Here is a 20402-nt window from a genome sequence, read left to right as displayed (position 1 = left end):
GGGGTCAACAATTTTGAGAGTTGGGGAGTGCCATTGCGGCACGAGGAATCAGTCGCAGCGTTGGCTGCGTCGCACGGCTCGTCGGAGGGTGTGCAGACTGATCATGCGACGCGTCTAGGCGAGAAATCCAGAACATGCCAGTAAAATCACGCTTGCACTCACCGCCGCAGAGGCGCACGCATCCACCATGTTCGCGCCAAAGGCTCAAAACCCAGCGCTCGCGGCGCTGCTGATCACCTGCGCCTGCGCCTTCATCGCGGCGACAACACTGTTTGCCAAGGCATTGGGCACTGACCAATTCGGCACACCGCTGCACCCGTTCCAAATCAGCTTCGGACGCTTCCTGTTCGCCTTCCTGACGCTCAGCACAGTTGCGCTGGTAGTAAGACCGACACTGCAACGTCCTCATCTCGGCTTGCACCTTGCGCGGACAACAAGTGGATGGGCTGGCGTCACCCTCATGTTCGCATCCGTGGCTTACATTCCGCTGGCCGACGCCACGGCGATTTCCTTTCTGAACCCGGTCTTCGGGATGATCCTGGCAATCCCGCTTTTGGGTGAGCGGGTGGGCAAATGGCGTTGGCTGGCGGCCGCCATTGCTCTGGTCGGCGCGATGATCCTGCTGCGTCCCACTCCGGAGAGCTTCCAACCCGCAGCGTTGCTGGCCCTCGGCGCGGCCATGGCGCTCGGTCTTGAGTTGAGCTTCATCAAGAAGCTGACCGGGCGCGAGGGACCTTTTTCGATCCTCTTGGTCAACAATGCCATCGGGCTTTGCATCGCGGGCATTGCCGTGTCTTTTGTCTGGATATCTCCGAGCGGAACGCAATGGGTGCTGATGGCTGGCGTCGGATGTGCCATGGCGGCGGCACAAGCGTGTTTCGTCAACGGCATGGCGCGGGCTGACGCCAGCTTCGTTGCGCCCTTCAGCTACGCCACACTCATCTTCGCGGCGCTCTATGACATTGCTTTTTACGGCGTGATCCCGGACGGCATCACCCTACTGGGTGCGGGAATCATTATCGCGGGTGCGTTGCTTCTGGCGCTGCGCGAAGGGCGCCAGGTCAAATCGAAGACCACAGGTCGTCCCTTGTAACTTTGACGCGTGTGATTAGAATAGGGCGCTGACACTCAATGAGACACAAAGGCGGCCCCGCGAGAGGCCGCTTTTTAAATCGGAAAGCCTGCTGATGTCCTGGACCGACGAACGCGTTGAACTCTTGAAGAAAATGTGGGGCGAGGGCCAGTCGGCCAGCCAGATCGCCAAAGAGCTTGGCGGCGTTACGCGCAACGCAGTGATCGGCAAGGTGCACCGCCTGGGCCTTTCGAACCGTGCAGGTGGCGGATCAAGCGCAACAACGGCCAAGGCGGACGCGAAGCCGAAGGCGGCCCCCAAGGCCAAGGCGGAGCCGAAACCGCAGCCCAAAACGGAGCCAGCGGTCAAACCGGCACCCGCTCCTGAAGCAAAGGCTGTCGTGCCCGCCCGCAAGCAGATCATTCCGGCAGGCCAACCGCTTCCTCCGCAACCTTCGGCCAACGAAATCAGCCCAGAGGCACTGGCGAAGGTGAACGAGGTTGAAAAGAAGGCAAAGAAAATCAGCCTCATGGAACTGACCGAACGGACTTGTAAATGGCCCGTGGGTGACCCTGCAACAGATAACTTCTGGTTCTGCGGCCTACCGGTTCAACAGGGCAAACCCTACTGCGAAGCGCATGTTGGGGTGGCCTTCCAGCCGATGTCCTCGCGCCGCGATCGTCGTCGCTGATCATAGGGCCGCCTAACGGCGAAACCATCATTTCAGGGGGCTCTGCCCCGGCCTTCGGCCACCCCCGAAGTATTTTCGGCCAGAAGAAAATAGGCTCTTCAATATCTTGCCGGTTCGTCGTGTTACCGGCCTGGGCGCCAGCGATCTGCGAGAAACTCATCCTTTCGCTTTGTCGCGCAAGCGCAATGCATTGCTCACTACGAAAACCGACGACAGAGCCATGGCCAGCGCCGCAAGCGCCGGAGACAGTTGCGGACCGCCAAATGGGACGAGAACACCGGCGGCCACAGGGATTAGTGCCGTGTTGTAGAAAAAGGCCCAGCCGAGGTTCTGCCAGATGTTGCGCAATGTCGCGGCGCTGATACGCAACGCACGCAACACCGCCCCCGGTTCAGGTGACATCAGCACAACGTCTGCTGCCTCGATGGCAGCATCGGTGGCTCCATTTACGGCAAGTCCAACATCCGCCGATGCTAGGGCCGGTGCATCGTTCAAGCCGTCCCCGACATAGGCGATTGCACCGTGCGCCGCGCGAAGATCTTGCAGCGTCTGTACCTTCTGATCAGGTTTGACGCCGGCCACCACTGTGTCGATATCCAGTTCCTGTCCAACATGATTGGCTGCCGCCACCGTGTCGCCCGATATCATGGCGACGACGCGTCCCTCCGCCTTCAACGATGCAATTGCGGATGCAGCACCGCCGCGCACAGTATCACGTATCTCGAAGACTGCGGCATGTTTGCCATCAATGGCAACATGTACGACCGTTGCCCCGGTTTTTGCCCACTGTTTTGCATTGTCATTGAGTGCAGGTTCAACGGCACACCCGGTATTCGTCAACATTTCAACGTTGCCCACGACCACACGGTGCTGATCGACATCTGCCATGGCGCCATTGCCCAAAACCGCCTCGAACCGCGTGACGTCCGCGGCTTTTTCCAGTGCAGCATCTACGATGGCCTTCGCGACGGGGTGTTCAGACAGAGTTTCGAGCCCAGCAGCAAGAGCCAGAACGTTATCCGCATTCCAACCATCGACAACGGCGATGTCATGCAACACCGGCTTGCCGTGGGTCAACGTGCCCGTCTTGTCAAAGGCCACGACTTTCGCGTCCTGCAAGCGCTGCAACGCATCCCCCTTGTGAAAAAGGACCCCAAGTTCCGCCGCTCGCCCTGTGCCCACCATCACAGACATCGGCGTGGCCAGACCCATGGCGCAAGGGCACGCAATGATCAGAACGGATACCGCCGACACAACGGCCGGTGCGAGACCGGCGAGCATCCACCAAGTGACAAATGTGATTGACGCAATCAGCAAGACAGCGGGCACGAAGCGGGCGGTGATCCGGTTGACCAAAGCCTCGACCGGCAGGCGCGCGGCTTGTGCGTCACGGGTCAGTGCAGTGATGCGCGCCAGCACTGTGTCATCGCCCACATGGGTCGCGCGCAAGTCCAGGCTTCCAGTGGTTGCAACCGTACCAGCGGTAATCAGATCACCAGCCTGCTTCAGAACAGGTATCGGCTCGCCAGTCAGCATGCTTTCATCGATGTGGCTATGACCGCTTTCGACCACTCCATCGACGGGCACACGCCCTCCCGGTCTCAGACGCAGCAGATCACCAGTCACGACTTGCGACAGAGATATGTGTTCGGTGCTGCCCTGCGAGACGCGTTCCGCAGTCTCGGGACGGAGCGAGAGCAACCGACGCACCGCGTCGCCCGTTCGTCCCTTTGCACGCGCTTCGAGCCAACGGCCCATGAGGATCAAAGTGACGATGACGGCCGCCGCCTCGAAATATACACCCGAAGGAGGAAGGATACCCGGGGCGAGGACTGAAAACGCAGAGAATGCAAAGGCGGCACCGGCACCCAAGGCCACAAGCGCATCCATGTCCGGGCGCGCCTGGACCAGGCCTGGGAAACCTCGGCGAAAGAAACTGTTCCCAGGTCCGGCAAGAACGATTGCGGTCAAAACCAGCTGGAACAAATGACTGTTCGTGGCACCAATGTTGCGCATCACCCAGTGATGAAACGGTGGAAAGGCGTGTCCGCCCATTTCAATGAGAAACACAGGCAGCGTCAGAACACCGGCAAAAATAAATCGGCGGAAGAGGGCTGACACTTCGTCCATTGTGTCCGCCTTGAATGTCTGTTTCGGATTGTCCGCCGGATATCCTGCATCACGCAGGGCGACATATACCTCCGTATCGTTTCCAAGAGTTTCAAACACCACCGATTTCGTCGGCAGTCGCGCGTCTGCGCGTACAACCCCCGGAGCAGCGCGTATAGCAGCTTCAATCCGTCCGACGCATGAGGCGCAGGACATGCCAGAAACACGGACCTCGACCCTGCGAAGCTCGGCCGGATAGCCGGCACGCTCCATGGCTTGAACTACGTCCACTGCTGAAACACCGGACACGCGAGCACTGTGGTCAGCCAAGTTCACACGGACATCTCGCGCACCCGGCATCGCGATCAGTGCTGCTTCTGCGCGGCCGACGCAGGACGCACAGTTCAGGCCAGACACTTCAAAGGTCAAAACATCGCTCATGCGATCCACATAGGGCTTCCAGTCACTGGAAGGTCAAGACCTCGAGTGAAACAAACCATGGCGGAGGTGTGAGTTGTGCGTCAGGCGTGACCATGACAGGAAGACGCGGTGCCGAACTCTGGAAGACGACCGATGAAAGACATCCCTCCCTCCTCTCCCCGCGCAGCGGACGTTCTGGCAACCCGGCTTTTCGATGCCGGTTGCCGCTTTGCCTTTGGCATGCCGGGCGGTGAAGTTCTGACAATTGTCGACGCGCTGGAACGCGCAGGCATCAGGTTCATTCTGTGCAAGCACGAAAACGCCGCCGCCTTCATGGCCGAAGGTGCTTGGCACCGGACAGGCGCACCAGGCATCCTTGTTGCTACGGTCGGCCCCGGCGCTTTGAACGGGGTGAATGCGGTCGCGAACGCCCATCAGGACCGCGTGCCGCTGATCGTTCTGGCAGGCTGCGTCGATGCGGATGAGGCGCAGACTTACACCCACCAGGTTCTTGATCAGACCCAGGTGTTCCGCCCCATCACAAAGGCGACGTTTACCTTGAACACCGGTGCGGCGCACGTGATCGCGGACAAGGCAGTGGGCATCGCACTCGAGGGCCGGCCCGGACCCGTTCACATCGATGTTCCGATCACCGTTGCGGTCACCCCGGTTACACCTGAAATACCAGCCCGACGCACTACGGCAGAGCCTGTGGTCCCTGCGCCCGCAACGATGGATCAGATGCGGGCAACTCTCGCGCGCGCCGACCGCCCCGTTCTGATTGTTGGCGTTGATGCCTTGAACGAGGGCTTCGACACGCGCCGTCAGGACATATCGTCGGCGCTTCAGACCTTTGTCGATACTTTCAACGTGCCCGTCATCACGACGTACAAGGCCAAGGGTCTGCTGCCCGAAGATCACCCGCTTGCCTTGGGTGGTGCGGGCCTGTCGCCCAAAGCTGACAAGATCCTATTGCCGCTCGTGCAGCGCGCCGATCTGATCATTGGATTGGGCTATGACCCGATCGAGATGCGGACCGGCTGGCGCGACTTCTACTACCCCGGCATCCAGACCATGATCGACATCACGGCCGAGCCGAACCATCACTACATGCATCAGGCCACGATGAACGTGGTGGGTGATTGCGGCGCAACCCTTGCTGCGATGGCCGATGGCGTGACACCCCGCGCGACCTGGGCCGCAGACGAGATCGCGACAGCCAAGGCCGATCTGGCAAAGGCGTTTCCGACCGACGACGATTGGGGGCCAGCCGCCGTCATCGACACCTGCCGCCATGCCCTTCCGCGCAACGCACTTGCAACCGCCGACAGCGGCGCACACCGCATCCTGCTCAGCCAGATGTGGGAATGCTACGAGCCGCGCGGGCTCATGCAATCGTCGGCCCTCTGCACGATGGGTTGCGCCATTCCACTGGCCATGGGCGCGCAGGTTGCGGACCCAGACCGGACCGTCGTCAGTTTTTCGGGTGATGCCGGTTTCTTGATGGTTGCAGGCGAGTTGTCGACAGCCGCCGAACTGGGACTGAAATCCATCTTCGTCGTCTTTGTCGATGCATCCCTCGCCCTGATCGAGTTGAAACAGCGGCAGCGGCAGTTGCGCAACGCGGGCGTCGACTTTGCGAAGCATGACTTCGCCGCCATGGGCCGCGCCTTTGGTGGCGCGGGTCACACCGTGACCTCGCGCGTTGAACTGCAGGACGCGCTGGCCGTCGCACAGTCCGCCGACACCTTTACAGTCATTGCCGCCGTCATCGACAGAGGAGCCTATGATGGCCGCATCTGAGACACCGGGCGCGCTCGACGGTCTGTTTGTTCTCGACCTGTCGCGTATCCTTGCTGGGCCTACCGCCACGCAGCTTATGGGCGATATGGGTGCCACAGTCATCAAGATCGAAAACCCCAAAACCGGCGGTGATGACACACGCAGCTGGGGTCCGAACTACGCCCGCGACCGCGACGGTAGTCCGACAGATCTGTCGGCCTATTTCATGGCCGCAAACCGCAACAAGCAGTCGGTGGCCGTCGACCTGTCGACCGAGGATGGGCAGGCCATCGTCCGCCAATTGGCCGCCCGCGCCGACGTGGTGATCGAAAATTACAAACCCGGCGGACTGGTCAAATATGGCCTGGACCACGATACGCTGCTCAAGGCGCATCCGGGTCTGGTCTATTGCTCCATTTCAGGCTTCGGTCAGACCGGACCAAACCGGGACAAGCCGGGCTACGACCTGATGGCGCAGGGTTATGGCGGGATCATGTCGCTCACCGGCGACCCGAATGGCACACCGACCAAGGTCGGCGTAGGCATCGCAGATGTCATGTGCGGGATGTATGCAACCATCGGCATTCTGGCGGCACTGCGCCACCGCGACCAGACGGGTGAAGGGCAACATATCGACCTCAGTCTCGTGGATGCGCAGATGGCGTGGCTGATCAATGAAGGGTGCAACTACCTCGTTTCCGGCAACGTGCCTGAACGGCGCGGCAATGCGCACCCGAACATCGTGCCATACGATGCCTTTGCGACATCGGACGGCCACGTATTGGTGGCCGTGGGCAACGATAGCCAGTTCGCCCGCTTCTGCGACGCCATCGGCGCCCCGGAACTCGGCTCCGATCCACGCTATACGACCAATCTAAACCGCATTGAAAATCGCGTGACACTGACCGCCTCGCTGACGCCAATCCTGGCGAAAATGACGAAGGATCAACTGCTTGAGAAAATGCATGCGGTGAAGGTGCCGGGCGGGCCAATCCACGATGTTGCAGAGGCGCTGACCTCCGATCAAGCGCAGGCCCGGGGCACGGTTGTTGCGGTCGAACGGGATGACGTGGCGGACGGATACGTCCGGCTCTTGGCGAATCCGCTCAAGTTCTCTGCAACGCCCGTAACATACCGGCACGCGCCGCCGCGATTTGGGCAGGATACGGAAGCGGTTCTTGCAACATTAGGCCCTCAAAACACGCAAGAAAATCCTGACTGAGCCCTGCGCTTTGGCCGGTTTTCGCCTGCTTTTCACGAATGTGCTGACATTTTGCTCACGGAACCGCCTACGGAGTTTCACGGTTACGTGTGTCTAGACCTCATGACATGTCAAAGGCCCATAGATGGTCTACACCAAAAACAACAACGCATTCGGTAAGAGGTAGCGCCCCAATGATGCACGATATTTGCCAAGCGCCGGTCAGCCTGGACGACCCCGCTCTCGTTGAAGAGTGGAACGGCATGATCCGCGCCTTTATGGCACATGGCACAGCCACCCCAACGCATCTGAGTACCGTGCTGTCCGGTGCGCCCCACTTCGCCATGGGATTTGCAGCCAAGGGGCTGTTCTCGCTCATGATGGGCCGCAAGGAATTGTGGGACGTCGCACATCAGGCGGGCAAGGATGCGGTCGCTGCACTGGCCGTCTCCGGCGGAAGCGCACGCGAACGCCTTTGGGTCCGCGCGCTTGGCGAATGGCTGGATGGCCGCCCCTCGGGCGCCATCGCTGCGATGGAGCGCGTGCTGACCGAATACCCGACCGACACGCTGTCCGCCAAGGTCAGCCACGCCATCCGTTTCATCCTCGGGGATGGCGTGGGTATGCGCACATCGATCGAAAATGTGCTGGATGCGCACCGGGGGCACGCCCTCGAGGGGTATGTACACGGCTGTCACGCCTTCACGCTTGAGGAAACCGGCGACTACGCAGCAGCCGAAGCGGCGGGGCTCAAAGGGCTGGAATTGGCCACCGATGACGCATGGGGCTTGCACGCCGTTGCCCACGTCTATGACATGACGGCCAGACCTGATGTCGGTATCTCCCTGATCGAAAACAACGTCTCAGCTTGGGATCACTGCAACAACTTCCGTTACCACGTCTGGTGGCACAAGGCGCTTCTGCACCTCGACCGCGGTGAAAATGACATTGTTCTGGCGCTCTATGACCAGCAGATCCGAGCGGACAAGACCGACGACTACCGCGACATCGCCAACGCGACTTCGCTGCTGATGCGGCTTGAGCTTGAGGGCACGCAAGTGGGCAGCCGCTGGGACGAACTGGCCGACTTTGCGCAAAACCGTACCGATGACGGCTGCCTCGTGTTTGCCGACCTGCACTACCAGCTGGCACTAGGGGCTGCAGGCCGCGACGACGCACAGGCCGCGATGACGGCCCGCTTTGCGATCGATGCCGCACGCCAGGGCGAAATGCCCGCCCGCGTCGCCGATCCGGGCAAAGCCGCACTGGCCGGGCTCAACGCCTTTGCCGAAGGACGCTATGACGCCGCGTTCCGCGGTCTTGCTGCAGCACGGCCCACGATGCAGACCATCGGTGGCAGCCACGCCCAGCGCGACGTGTTTGAGCGGATGACGATCGACGCGGGATTGCGCTCGGGAATGTACGACGCGACCGAGGCTCTGCTGGAAGACCGGATTGCCCGGCGCGCAGGCGCGATCGACCGGTTCTCTGCCACACGGCTCGCGTCGATTCAGGATGCCCGGCGTATCCCCGCGCAATAGCACGCGGGTATGGCGCGGATTTGTAAGGTTAAGTAGACAGCGGCCATGACTTTTGCCGACCCCACGAACACTGCCGCGGCTCCGTCCGTATCGGCCAGCGCCAACCCGGTCCGGGTGCGCGACATCCGCTTGGATTTCTTCCGCGGCATCGCGATGTTCATCATCCTGTTTGCCCACACGCCGGGCAACTTCCTGACGCGCTGGATCCCGGCCCGCTGGGGATTTTCGGACGCGACCGAGATGTTTGTGTTCTGCTCTGGCATGGCCTCTGCCATCGCATTCGGCGCCACATTCGACCGTGCTGGCTTTGCACTTGGCACCGCGCGGGTCGGTTACCGCATCTGGCAAGTCTACTGGGCGCATGTCGGCCTCTTCTTTGCCACCGCCGCCCTGCTTGTTTACGTCACTGACCTTGGAATCACGGATCGCAATTACTGGGGCCAGATGAACCTCTGGATGCTGTTCGTCGAAAGCGAGCATTGGGAAAACCCCAATATCCTGTTCAGCTTCATGACCCTGCAATGGGTGCCAAACCTGTTCGACATTCTGCCAATGTACATGGTGATCCTGGCCATGATGCCTCTGGTCATCGCACTCGCGCGCGTCCACCTCGGGTTGGTAGCGGCACTTTGCATTGCCATGTGGGTGCTCGGCCAGCGCCGGTTCATGGAGGCGGCAGGCCTGCCTTACCTGAACTTCACCGCGGAACCTTGGGTTGGCAATGACGACTGGCAACGCCGCTGGTTCTTGAACCCCTTCGCGTGGCAACTGGTCTTTTTCACGGGCTTTGCCTTCATGCGCGGTTGGTTGCCGAAACCGCCTGTAAATGCGCTGCTGATTGGCATCGCGACCTTCATCGTGCTGGCCAATATCCCCTTCTCCAGCATCGGCGTGCGCGAAAATGGCGGCCTCGGGCTCGACTGGGCACGCGAGTGGCGGAGCGAGAACCGGCAATGGATCTCGAAATCCGACTTTGGTATTTTGCGTTATATTCAATTCCTTGCCCTGGCCTACTTGGCTTGGGTTTTGGCCGGGGACAAAGGCAACCGTCTTCGGGTCACTGCAACCCATGCATTTGCCCGCGCATGGGAGAAGATCCTCACTTTGATTTTGAAGGTCGGCCAACAATCGCTTGCGGTGTTTGTCGTCTCGATCTTTGTCGCCCGTTTCAACGGCTTTGCCATGGATGTGCTGGGTCGCGACACGGGAACTGTGCTTGCCGTCAATGCGTTTGGCTGCGGGGTTCTGATCCTGACCGCCTATCTTGCGGGATGGTTCAAATCGACCCCATGGAAACCAAAGGTGACCCGCTGATGCTCCGACGCGAGTTTCTCGCATCCCTGGCCGCACTGGCCGCCGCCCCCAGCGCCTCCTGGTCGCAGGAGGAGCCCGGTTTGCAATTGGGCGATGCGACCGCGTTCAATCCTCAAGACGTGGTTGAACTGGCACGGCAAAAGGCGACCCACGCCTACGAACCCCGCCCCTTTGTCCCGGAAGCGTGGCAAAACCTGACCTATGACCAGTATCGCAAGATCTGGTTCGATGGACGCAATGCGCTTTGGGAGGGCACAGATGGCCCCCAGCGGATCGACGTACTGGCTCCGGGCCTCTACTATCCGCAATCCATTCGCACCTATGTGGTCGAAGGGGATCAGGCGCGACCGATCAAATTCGATCTGAATGTCTTTGACACAACCGACAAGTTCCCCGCTGATATGCCCGTGGATGACACGTTGGGCTATTCCGGCCTGCGCCTGCGTGCCGAGCTGCGCGAGCCGGGCATTTTTCAGGAATACGCGGTCTTTCAGGGCGCCAGCTACTTCCGGGGAATCGGTACCGGAGACATCTACGGATTGTCGGCGCGCGGACTCGCGCTCAAAACCGGCGATCCCATGGGCGAAGAATTTCCTGACTTCACCCATTTTTGGATAGAGCGCCCCGATACAGGCGCCGCTCAGATCATCGTCCACGCCTTGCTCGACAGCCCATCCTGTACCGGTGCGTATCGCTTCGCAATCATGCCGGGACAGCCCCTTGTCATGGAGGTCGAGGCAGAGATTTTTGCCCGTCAGACCCTGACGCATTTGGGCATCGCACCACTGACGTCGATGTTCATGTTCGACGACATGGACACACAGCGGTTCGACGACTTCCGCCCCGCCGTTCACGACAATGACGGGTTAATGATCCACAACGGCGCAGGCGAGGTGATCTGGCGCCCGCTGGCCAACCCGCGCACCCTGCAAATAAGTGCATTCAGCGACAACAATCCCCGTGGCTTCGGCTTGATGCAGCGGGCCCGGAAATTCAGTGATTTCAATGACCTGGAAGCGCTCTATCATCGTCGCCCGGGCCTCTGGGTCACACCGGGCGAAGGGTGGGGACGTGGTTCCGTCGCGCTGGTCGAGATCCCGACGGACAGCGAAATCTTCGATAACATCGTGGCCTACTGGCGCCCCTATGGCGACATCGCGGCAGGCAGTTCGCACCGCATGACCTATCGTCTCGATTGGGGCGCTGATCCTGCGCCCGCGATAGAAGTGCCGCTGCGCGTTCTCAACACGGCGGCCGGTGGCAGACCCGAAGGCGGACGCATTTTCACCATCGATTTCGAGGACGCGCCGCACGTGCCCAAGGACCTTTCCAGGATCGACCGACTTGTCCGATCTACGGCCGGCGACGTCACCGAAGGCGTAATTCAGCGCAATCCCGAAACAGGCGGCCCGCGCCTCGCCTTTACCTTCATGCCAGGCGACGCCCCTTGGGCCGAATTCCGCGCACAATTGCGGCTGGACGGAGAGGCGCTCAGTGAAGTCTGGCTATATAGGTGGACGACATGATTCACGCTGCTATGCCCCCCCGCGCACCGCTTGCCATGCCGGCACAGGACTTCGCCCGTGCCCCCGCCGGAGCGGACGCTGGCACCGATCGGCAGGACCCGATCTGGCGTCTGGCCGTGTTCCTGCCCGCGCTCGCCATAACGGGTGGTGTTCTGTGGGGCCTTTATGGGTTTTTTGCGATGTCGGGCATGACCGGCTTCGAATATGTGCTGCTGACCCTCATTGGCCTGACGTTCATCTGGGTGACCATCGCGGTATCGACGGTGGGCGTGGGGCTCGCAGGTCGGCTTGATGCAGGCCGCAGACCACCGGCCGCCGATCCGCTGGACGTGGCGCTGCTTGTTCCGATCTACAATGAGACCCCTTGGGACGTATTCGGCAACGCGACCGCGATGCTGAACGATCTGATGCGGCAAAAGGGTGGACACCGATACAGCCTTTTCATTCTGAGCGACACGACGGATGAGGCGATCGCTGCGCAGGAATGGGATGCGTTTCAAGCGCTCAAGGCGCGCGCGCCACTGCCTGTTTACTATCGCCGTCGTGCCCAGAATACGGACAAGAAGGTGGGCAACCTCGTTGACTGGATCACTGGTTGGGGTGCGTCCTACGAAGCCATGCTCGTGCTTGACGCCGACAGCCTCATGACAGGGCGCGCCATTGACAGGCTGTCAACGGAACTTGCCGCCGATCCAAAGGCAGGGCTGATCCAGAGCTTTCCGCAACTGATCGGTGCGAACACGCTCTTTGCACGTATGCAGCAGTTCTCGAATATCGCGTATGGTTGGCTTCTGGCCGAAGGGCTTGCCCACTGGGCACGGACAGAGGGCAATTATTGGGGCCACAATGCGATCATCCGCACACATGCGTTTGCTTCATCTGCCGGGCTTCCCTATCTGCGTGGCCTGTCCGGACGCAGTGATCTTATCCTGTCGCACGACTTTGTCGAAGCATCCTTGCTCCGACGTGCGGGCTGGCGGGTGCGTTTCCTGCCCCGCATTTCGGGCAGTTTCGAAGAAACCCCTGGCACGCTCATCGACTACGTGATCCGCGACCGGCGCTGGTGCCGCGGCAACCTGCAACACTTGCGCCTGCTGACGACGCGCGGTCTACATCCCGTCAGCCGTTTCCACCTTTTCCAAGGGGCTGCCGCTTATCTGATGTCGCCTGCCTGGTTCGTTCTGCTCGTGTTTTGGGCCCTGTTGGGTCGCGACGCAGAGACGAACGTGATTTCGTACTTCAATGAGGCGAACCCGCTGTTCCCCAATTGGCCCCCCGCCATGACCCATATCGACAGTGCAATTTTCCTGGTTGTGATGTACGCGATGCTGCTTTTGCCCAAGATCACATCTGCCCTGATCATCGCGGCAAATGGCAAGGCCGTGCGGTTGTTTGGCGGTCGGCGTGTCTTTGCAGGCGCGGTTCTGACTGAACTGGCTCTGTCTGTCGCCTATGCCCCGATCATGATGATCCAACAGACAAAGGCAGTGATCGGCGGCTTGATGGGCCGCGGCGGCTGGACCCCGCAAAGCCGCACGGCGCAAGCATACCCGATGATGACACTGATCAAGTTCCACTGGATCGAATCCATGATCGGCGGCCTGCTCTTCATTGGCCTTGGCATGGGACTGGTGTCGTGGTGGCTCATCCCGATCGCCGTCAGTTTGGCATTCGCCGTCCCGCTGTCCGGTCTCAGTGCTTATCCATTGGCCCGGATCGGGCTGTCCGGTCTGCGCCTCGACAACCCGCTGACCTTGCGCGAACCGGCCATCGTGATCAACGCACGCACGGAACGCGCGGAGATGCGTGCCCGGATCGAAGCACAAAAAATCGCGGCCGAGTAAGTCTTGGATATTCTGCCGACCCACCCCCATCACCAGCGGAGATCATATCAGAGCGTCGCTTTCTGATCAGGTCACGTCTGATCCGAAGCCCAGGCGACAATTGGAAGGCCACGCTTTAGCCAACCAGGCCCGGCACCGGATCCGAGCATGCCCTCCGGGACGTCAATGATAGCCTTGAACCCCGCGCCCATCAGGCGCCGGGTCAATCCGCGCGACCGCACACCGCGCGCGCAGATCAATGCAACCGGCGTGTCGGAGCGTCCACCAGTGCGTTGGAGCAACAGCTCTGTAAAATCTTCGCGGCGCATGTCGATAGGTATGGCCCCCTCGCCTACGCCAGTACGCTGCCATTCGTCGGGGCGGCGAATGTCGATCAGCAATACATCGCCACGCAACGCCGCCGCATGCGCCTCCGGCGTGCTCAGCGTCCCGTCCAGCCCGGCTTTTGCAGAGATGTTGAACCAACGCGACGCAAAAACGGCGCCCCCGATGATGACCCCTCCGGCCAAAAGGCCGAAGCCCCGGCGCGTTATCCGCACCGGGGCCTTTGCCCGAAAATCGGTTCGATCCTTCTCAGGCAGTCGATTCACTTTACGACTTTGGGGCCGCGCTCGTGAATTTGGGGATTGTACGGTCAGATGCCGGATCCTCCTCGATGCTCACCCAATTGGTCTCAGACAGGGTGATGTTGCCCGGAATGTCTTCTTCCCAGAAACCCACGACAGTCTCGGTGATGTTCAGGTACAGCTTGTCATCCACGATGCGCCACAAATACGGGTTGGCCGGCACCTTGCCACCTTTGGCCACACCATAGGCGCAATGGCCATCATATTGGGGTGCATAGCGCGCCGGGTCGGAGACAAACTTGTCGCGGTTCTCTTCTGTCGAGAACGCAAAGGTCGCACCGTTATAGTCAGCCGTGATGTCCGCATTGCCAGCGACTGGCGCGGTCTGTTTTTGACCCACCGGCTTCATTTCAAGATCGAAATAGGCAACCACGTCATAACCTGAGACGGCAAAGCCGGTTTCGTCAACATATTGGTCACCAGCCATGGCCGATGTGCCAAGGGTCAGGGCACTTGCCGCTGCAGCAACGGCCATTGTGAAACGGTTCATCATTTGAGAATTCCTCTGTGAAACGGGATACGCCGCAGCTGTCTGCTGCGCATGATGCGATACTATGACCGATTGGTCCAGAATTTCAGCCCGCCTCGCGGCGATGTGAGCAGGCGCGGGAATGCGTGATCGTATGGCAAAGATCAGCGCAAACGCGGCGGGCGGTTCGGATCCGTACCCGGAGCGGCTGGCTCGGGTGCCCGAGCTGGCGCGGGTTGCGGCAGGTCAAAACGCAAACCGGCCCGAGCGAGGCGTTCCGTAACCGGATCGCGACCATCGAAAAAACCTACATCCATCGCCCCTGCTTCGATCCCGGAGAACGTTAACGCTTCGGACGCCGCCTGGGCGAGTGCATCCTCGGCACCGGGGGCGGCACCGACAAAGGCCAGCATGTGACCGCGCATGCCTTCGGCGTCCGTCGTGCCCACCAAATATGCTGCCTGCGCCAGGCCCGTGGCTGTCGCCAGCTTGGTATCCAACGCGGTGATCAGTGCATCGGGCAAGCCCGTCGGGGCAGACAACTCTGCAAGTCGCGCTTCGACCTCGTCCGGGGCATGGTCCAGGACTTGAGCCAACCATTGCACACCGTCTGCATCCAGCAGGAAAGACGACGGAGCCACATCAAGGTTCAGTCCAAGCCCCAGCTTCTGCTCCGCCAAAAGGCGGACGATCACGCGTCCGGACAGAGCGGCATAGGGGGCTTGCGCACCGACGAACGATGAAAGTCGCTCTTCCCGATCAAACACAAGTACCATCGGGCCTGTGCCAGGGTCGAACACCTGCGGGCTTACCTGATCGCCCTCGACTTCTCCCTCAAGCAGAAGGAACAACTCGGCATCGCCCAACCGCTCGAAAAAGCGCAGACGCACCGTATCATCGTCCTGCGCCGCCTGCATCGCTGCATGGGCTTGATCCAAAACCGTTTCCGTCACGCCAAAACCTCCCTAACCCGCGCGCGCAGCGCGGGCAGAACTTCGTCTTCGAACCAGGAGTTCTTTTTTAACCACGCGGTATTGCGCCAGGACGGGTGAGGCAAGGGAAAGGCCCGTGGTGCAAAGTCTTTCCAAGCAGCAACAGTCTCGCGAACTGACGCCTTCGTCCCCAAGTGCCAAGACTGTGCATATCCGCCAATCAACAGAACGAGTGGAACGTCTCCGACATGGTTCAACACATCGTTCCGCCATGTCTTTGCACAGATCTTGGGTGGCGGCCGGTCGGAGCCCTTTGCATCATAGCCAGGAAAGCAAAAGGCCATCGGGACGATGGCGACCTGATCACGATCATAGAAGGTCGCATCATCCATCCCGAGCCATTCGCGCAGCCGATCACCCGAGGGATCAGTAAAGGGTTTCCCGCTTTCGTGTACGCGGGCACCAGGTGCTTGCCCCGCAACAAGAATCCGCGCACCCGGCTTGAACCAAACGATCGGACGAGGCGCATGGCCTGTCTCGGTTGCTGCAAAACGGTCTGCGCACAAGGTGCAGGAGCGGATGTCGCTGATCAAAGTCATTCCATCGACCTATGCCGTTTCCGACATTTGGGCAATTACTTCGACACTTATCGAAATAACTCTTGCGATCACTCTTCATTTCGATAATCCTAGAATTATGAAAATTGAAAGCCCGTCCCCGCTCGACATCACCCGCGCTGCCGCAGCTTTCGCAGCTCTGGGCTCCGAACAGCGCCTGTCAGTTTTGCGCACCCTCGTTCGCGCAGGCCCGGATGGGTTAAGTATCGGCGCATTGGGCCAGCGCACCGGCGTCACAGGGTCGACACTCACGCATCATGTCAAAATCCTTGCCAGTGCGGGCCTTGTCACCCAAGCGCGGCACGGCCGTTCGATCATTTGCGCCGCTGTCGCTTTTGGCGAGGTCCAAGACCTTGCAGATTTCCTTCTGACCGAATGCTGCGCCGACAGCCCCAACTCGGATCACGATCATGACTGACACAACCAATCCTACGCCGGCACGCTGGCACAAGTCTCTGGATGGCGCTTGGTGCGCAACGGTGATTGTTCTCGGTCTGATTGCTCTGTTCGACCTGCCGCAGTTGTGGCCATCCATTACCTTTGCAGCGAATGCACTTCTCCACACAGCGCCGTTCATTGCCTTCGCTGTACTGGCCGTTGCTTACCTCAAGGCGACGGGCGCGGAAAACCTGCTGGCTCGCGCGTTTGAGGGCAAGCCCGCGCGCATGATCGTGATGGCGGCACTGCTTGGAGGTCTTTCACCCTTCTGTTCATGCGAGGTGATCCCCTTTATCGCGGCGCTGCTGGCTGTCGGCGCGCCGCTTGGTGCAGTTATGGCGTTCTGGCTGGCTTCCCCGCTTATGGATCCGGCCATGTTTGCAATAACGACCGGTGCCATCAGCCTGGAATTCGCCCTGGCCAAGACCGCAGCTGCCGTTTTGCTGGGTATGGTGGGCGGGTTCGGCACATTACTGATGTCAGGCTCCCCAGTTTTCAACGACCCGTTGCGTGAGAAACCCAGCGTCGGCGGATGCTGCGGCGTGAAACAGCCCTTTTCAGCCCGACCCGTCTGGCTGTTCTGGACGGATGCCGCACGTCGCGACACGTTTCGCGGTACGGTTTTGACCAATGCGGCTTTTCTCCTGAAGTGGCTTGCCTTGGCCTATGTGATCGAAGCGGTGATGGTTCGCTACATCCCGGCCGACCTGGTCGCATCGGTCCTTGGCGGAAACGGTGTGGGAACCGTCCTGCTGGGCGCACTGGTTGGGATGCCCGCCTATCTGAACGGGTATGCAGCGGCCCCATTGGTTGCCGAACTGCTGGATCAAGGCATGGCAAATGGGGCGGCCATGTCCTTTATGCTAGCCGGTGGTGTGAGCTGCATCCCTGCGGCAATTGCGGTCTGGGCATTGGTCAAGCCGCGTGTCTTTGCAGCTTATCTCTGCCTCGCTTTGGTTGGATCTGTCATCGCGGGGCTTGCGTGGAACATGATCGCGTAGTCGCCACAGTTGACATAGAACATGGATGCTAGGCACTGGCTAAGCGGCATTGATGCCAATCGCATCACGCCGCCTCGGACAAAAACAAGGGGCGAGCGAACATGTGTTGCATCGGAAGCTTTCCTATCAGCTTTGCCCCATTGCTGATCATTGGCGCACTCAAAGCCGCGATTTGGGAAAGTGTTGCCCGGACGCCCACCAGCGTTTCGTAAAGTCTTTGGCTTTGTCGTGTCGCTCTGTTTGCCATTGACGCCCCAAGTGCGGGTAAAGTGCAGCACACCGAGCGGGTAACGCCCCCGTCACAGCTGCGTGGCATCGGTGCAAAACTGTCGCTGATGCGGCGACAGTACCCTGTAAATCCTATACATTTGACAGCACTTTGGACATAATATCGCCAAAGTCGGTGATTAGACCGTTAAGGCACCTCTGGTATTGGGGACACGGGCCGCCCACCTGAGGGGGCGGAGACAGAGCAGACGCCGCGGAGCAACCAAGGATGCTGGAGTTCGAAAACGTATCCAAGTCCTTCTGGACGGGCACACAGCGCAAGGTGATCCTTGACCGTGTGTCTTTCCGGGTGGAATTGGGCAATTCGTTCGGCGTACTCGCCCCCAACGGCACCGGGAAGACGACCCTGATCAACATGATGGCGGGCCTTGAGAAACCGGACGAGGGTGAGATCCGGCGTGGCTGCAACATCTCGTTCCCGCTGGGTTTCATGGGGGGCGTTCTGCCCAAGATTTCCGCCCTGGAAAACTCCCGCTACATTGCACGGCTCTACGGGCTCGACCCCGACTATGTCGAAAGCTTCTGCCGCTGGCTCTGTAATCTCGGCGAGTACTTTGACCAACCGCTTGGAACCTATTCCTCGGGAATGCGGGCGCGCTTTTCATTTGCACTCATGCTCGCGCTTGACTTCGACATCTACTTGATCGACGAGGGAATGCCCTCGTCCACCGACGTGGAATTTAACCGCAAAGCCGGTGAAGTGCTGCAGGAACGGCTGCGCACCACCACAATCATCATCGTGTCGCACCAGGCCCAAACGCTCGAGAAATTCGCGCGCTCTGCCGCGGTCCTGCTAGACGGCAAACTGCACATGTTCGACACGCTCGAAGAGGCGAAACGGCTCTATGACTACGAAACCCAAAGCTAGAAAATTCCGCATCAAGCGGACGGCGCCCGCTCTTGGGTCGCAAGCTGCGGCGGCGGCTGCACGGGCCGAGAGCACGGAAGCGGAGGAGCAGACGGTCGAGAAACCGCAAGTGACCGAGCAGCCTCAACCACCCGCTGCCAAAAGCGGAGAGGTTGCATCGAACAGGCAGGTGCAAAGCGAGAACACGATTGATACGATCCGGCAAGAGGGTCTGACAGGCCGTCAGCTGCGCATGGCGCGTCGCGTGGCGCAAAAACACGGGCTTGCGCCAACTTCGGACTTCGATGCCGTGCGGCTCTTGCGCGCCAAAGGAATAGACCCCTTCCAGCGCTCGAACATGCTGGAACTTGTCGTGCCGCAAGCAGGGGCTGAACAGCACGAAGGCGGCGCACCCGACGCCTTCGCGAATCTGCCTGCGACCACGGGCGGCGCGGGGTCGGGCCGCGCGCAACTGCCCCAGACGGTGCAGGTGGCCAAGCAGCAACTCCCCTCGACCGAGCTGAGCCCTGCCGAGCGGCGCACACAGGAAATTCAGAACATCCAGCGCGACATCACGCGCCGCCGCCGCAAGAAAATGGGCCTTCTCCTGGTCCGGCTGGCATTTTTCGTGATCTTGCCGACTTTCCTGGCCGGTTATTATTTCTACAGCATCGCGACACCGATGTACGCGACCAAGTCCGAGTTCCTGATCATCCAGAACGAAGGCTCGGGCGGCGCTGGCCCTCTGGGTGGTCTCCTGCCCACGCAATTTGCCACCAATGCCGACAGCATCGCCGTGCAGGGCTTCCTGCAATCCAAGGATGCGATGCTGCGCCTCGATCGCGACGTGGGTTTCAAGACTCATTTCACTCAGGACTGGATCGACCCGATCCAACGTCTGAGCGACAATCCGACCAACGAAGAGGCGTACAAAACCTACAAAAAGAACGTCAAAATCGGTTACGACCCAACCGAGGGCATGATCCGAATGGAGGTGGCCGCCGCCAATCCACAGGTGTCGGCAGAGTTCTCGAGCCAACTGATCGACTACGCCGAACAGCGCGTGAACAACCTGTCGGCCCAGAAACGTGACGACCAGATGCGCGATGCGCGCGAAGGGTTTGAACGGGCCGAGGCGGAACGCCGCGCCGCTCAGGAAAACCTCGTTCGCCTGCAGATCGAGGGCTCCACCCTCGACCCAGAAGGCGTGATCGCATCCCTGCGCACCCAGATCAGCACCGTTGAAACCCAGATCATCGAAAAAGAGATTGAGCTCGCCAGCCTGCTCAACAACGCGCGTCCCAACCAAAGCCGGGTGGACGGCGCGCGTGGCACGCTTGACATCCTCAAGGATCAACTCGCCGCGCTCAACAACAAGATGACCGATGTCAGCCAAGGTGAAAACTCACTGGCCGAACTCGCCGCCCGCATCCAGATCGCCCAGGCCGACCTCGCCTCACGCGACATGATGCTGCAATCGGCCCTGCAACAGATGGAACAATCGCGGGTGGAGGCAACGCGCCAGGTGCGATACCTGACCGTCGCGGTCGAACCGATTGCACCCGAAGAGCCAACCTATCCCCGCGCCTTCGAAAACACGATCTTGGCATTTCTTGTCTTTGCAGGCATCTATCTGATGATCTCGCTCACCGCGTCGATCCTCAGAGAACAGGTGACAAGCTGA

Annotated in this window: 17 protein-coding genes; 12 read left to right on the top strand and 5 right to left on the bottom strand. The window is 60.3% G+C overall.

The window, feature by feature from the left end; all coding sequences use genetic code 11:
• The first annotated feature begins 187 nt into the window (after positions 1–187).
• Both KUV51_RS13040 and KUV51_RS13035 read left to right on the top strand, forming a co-directional pair.
• Entirely contained in the window at positions 188–1093 is a 906-nt protein-coding gene (locus KUV51_RS13040; protein WP_222522082.1) for a DMT family transporter, read from the top strand.
• A gap of 94 nt (positions 1094–1187) precedes the next feature.
• A complete protein-coding gene (locus KUV51_RS13035; RefSeq protein WP_222522081.1) occupies positions 1188–1763 on the top strand; it encodes a GcrA family cell cycle regulator in 576 nt (191 codons plus the stop codon).
• Between the two features lie 156 nt (positions 1764–1919).
• Here KUV51_RS13035 and KUV51_RS13030 read toward each other — a convergent pair whose 3' ends face one another.
• Entirely contained in the window at positions 1920–4313 is a 2394-nt protein-coding gene (locus KUV51_RS13030; protein ID WP_222522080.1) for a heavy metal translocating P-type ATPase, read from the bottom strand.
• Positions 4314–4445: 132 nt separating this feature from the next.
• Between KUV51_RS13030 and KUV51_RS13025 the strand changes: the two genes are divergently transcribed.
• The 6 genes from KUV51_RS13025 to mdoH all read left to right on the top strand — a co-directional run bounded on the left by KUV51_RS13025 (position 4446) and on the right by mdoH (position 13500).
• A complete protein-coding gene (locus KUV51_RS13025; RefSeq protein WP_222522079.1) occupies positions 4446–6095 on the top strand; it encodes a thiamine pyrophosphate-binding protein in 1650 nt (549 codons plus the stop codon).
• Complete coding sequence (locus KUV51_RS13020) at positions 6079–7296, top strand: CaiB/BaiF CoA transferase family protein (RefSeq protein ID WP_222522078.1); 1218 nt, start codon at positions 6079–6081, stop codon at positions 7294–7296. The genes KUV51_RS13025 and KUV51_RS13020 overlap by 17 nt, the downstream gene beginning before the upstream one ends.
• Before the next feature lie 173 nt (positions 7297–7469).
• The gene (locus KUV51_RS13015; protein ID WP_222522077.1) at positions 7470–8816 is read left to right on the top strand and encodes a tetratricopeptide repeat protein; all 1347 of its coding nucleotides are present in this window, start codon (positions 7470–7472) and stop codon (positions 8814–8816) included.
• A 45-nt stretch (positions 8817–8861) separates the two neighbouring features.
• Positions 8862–10130: an OpgC family protein gene (locus KUV51_RS13010; protein WP_222522076.1), complete on the top strand. Its 1269-nt coding sequence runs from the start codon at positions 8862–8864 to the stop codon at positions 10128–10130.
• Positions 10130–11656, top strand: coding sequence for a glucan biosynthesis protein (locus KUV51_RS13005; protein WP_222522075.1), 1527 nt, complete (start codon positions 10130–10132; stop codon positions 11654–11656). Before KUV51_RS13010 ends, KUV51_RS13005 begins: the two co-directional genes overlap by 1 nt.
• Positions 11653–13500 (top strand): glucans biosynthesis glucosyltransferase MdoH, encoded by a 1848-nt coding sequence (mdoH, locus tag KUV51_RS13000; RefSeq protein WP_222522074.1) that lies wholly within the window; start codon positions 11653–11655, stop codon positions 13498–13500. Before KUV51_RS13005 ends, mdoH begins: the two co-directional genes overlap by 4 nt.
• Before the next feature lie 71 nt (positions 13501–13571).
• On the opposite strand, the gene KUV51_RS12995 is transcribed toward mdoH, so the two are convergent.
• From KUV51_RS12995 to KUV51_RS12980, 4 genes are all read right to left on the bottom strand, one after another.
• Positions 13572–14039 (bottom strand): rhodanese-like domain-containing protein, encoded by a 468-nt coding sequence (locus tag KUV51_RS12995; RefSeq protein ID WP_315898830.1) that lies wholly within the window; start codon positions 14037–14039, stop codon positions 13572–13574.
• Between the two features lie 52 nt (positions 14040–14091).
• Positions 14092–14616 carry a YHS domain-containing (seleno)protein gene (locus tag KUV51_RS12990; protein WP_222522407.1) on the bottom strand — a complete coding sequence of 175 codons (525 nt, stop codon included), beginning with the start codon at positions 14614–14616 and terminating at the stop codon, positions 14092–14094.
• Between the two features lie 143 nt (positions 14617–14759).
• Positions 14760–15548 (bottom strand): SseB family protein, encoded by a 789-nt coding sequence (locus KUV51_RS12985; protein WP_222522073.1) that lies wholly within the window; start codon positions 15546–15548, stop codon positions 14760–14762.
• Positions 15545–16126 (bottom strand): uracil-DNA glycosylase family protein, encoded by a 582-nt coding sequence (locus KUV51_RS12980; protein WP_222522072.1) that lies wholly within the window; start codon positions 16124–16126, stop codon positions 15545–15547. Before KUV51_RS12980 ends, KUV51_RS12985 begins: the two co-directional genes overlap by 4 nt.
• Before the next feature lie 97 nt (positions 16127–16223).
• On the opposite strand from KUV51_RS12980, the gene KUV51_RS12975 reads away from it, so the two are divergent.
• The 4 genes from KUV51_RS12975 (at position 16224) to KUV51_RS12960 (ending at position 20402) form a co-directional block, all read left to right on the top strand.
• Positions 16224–16562 (top strand): ArsR/SmtB family transcription factor, encoded by a 339-nt coding sequence (locus tag KUV51_RS12975; RefSeq protein ID WP_222522071.1) that lies wholly within the window; start codon positions 16224–16226, stop codon positions 16560–16562.
• The gene (locus tag KUV51_RS12970) at positions 16555–17583 is read left to right on the top strand and encodes a permease (RefSeq protein WP_222522070.1); all 1029 of its coding nucleotides are present in this window, start codon (positions 16555–16557) and stop codon (positions 17581–17583) included. The genes KUV51_RS12975 and KUV51_RS12970 overlap by 8 nt, the downstream gene beginning before the upstream one ends.
• A 496-nt stretch (positions 17584–18079) precedes the next feature.
• Positions 18080–18739, top strand: coding sequence for an ABC transporter ATP-binding protein (locus KUV51_RS12965; protein WP_222522069.1), 660 nt, complete (start codon positions 18080–18082; stop codon positions 18737–18739).
• Complete coding sequence (locus tag KUV51_RS12960; RefSeq protein WP_222522068.1) at positions 18717–20402, top strand: capsule biosynthesis protein; 1686 nt, start codon at positions 18717–18719, stop codon at positions 20400–20402. Before KUV51_RS12965 ends, KUV51_RS12960 begins: the two co-directional genes overlap by 23 nt.

The sequence above is a fragment of the Tateyamaria omphalii genome, assembly GCF_019802125.1.
GTDB classification, from domain to species: Bacteria; Pseudomonadota; Alphaproteobacteria; order Rhodobacterales; family Rhodobacteraceae; genus Tateyamaria; species Tateyamaria omphalii_B.
Note: the sequence above shows the minus strand (reverse complement) of the source record. Positions and strands in the feature narration are given on the sequence as shown.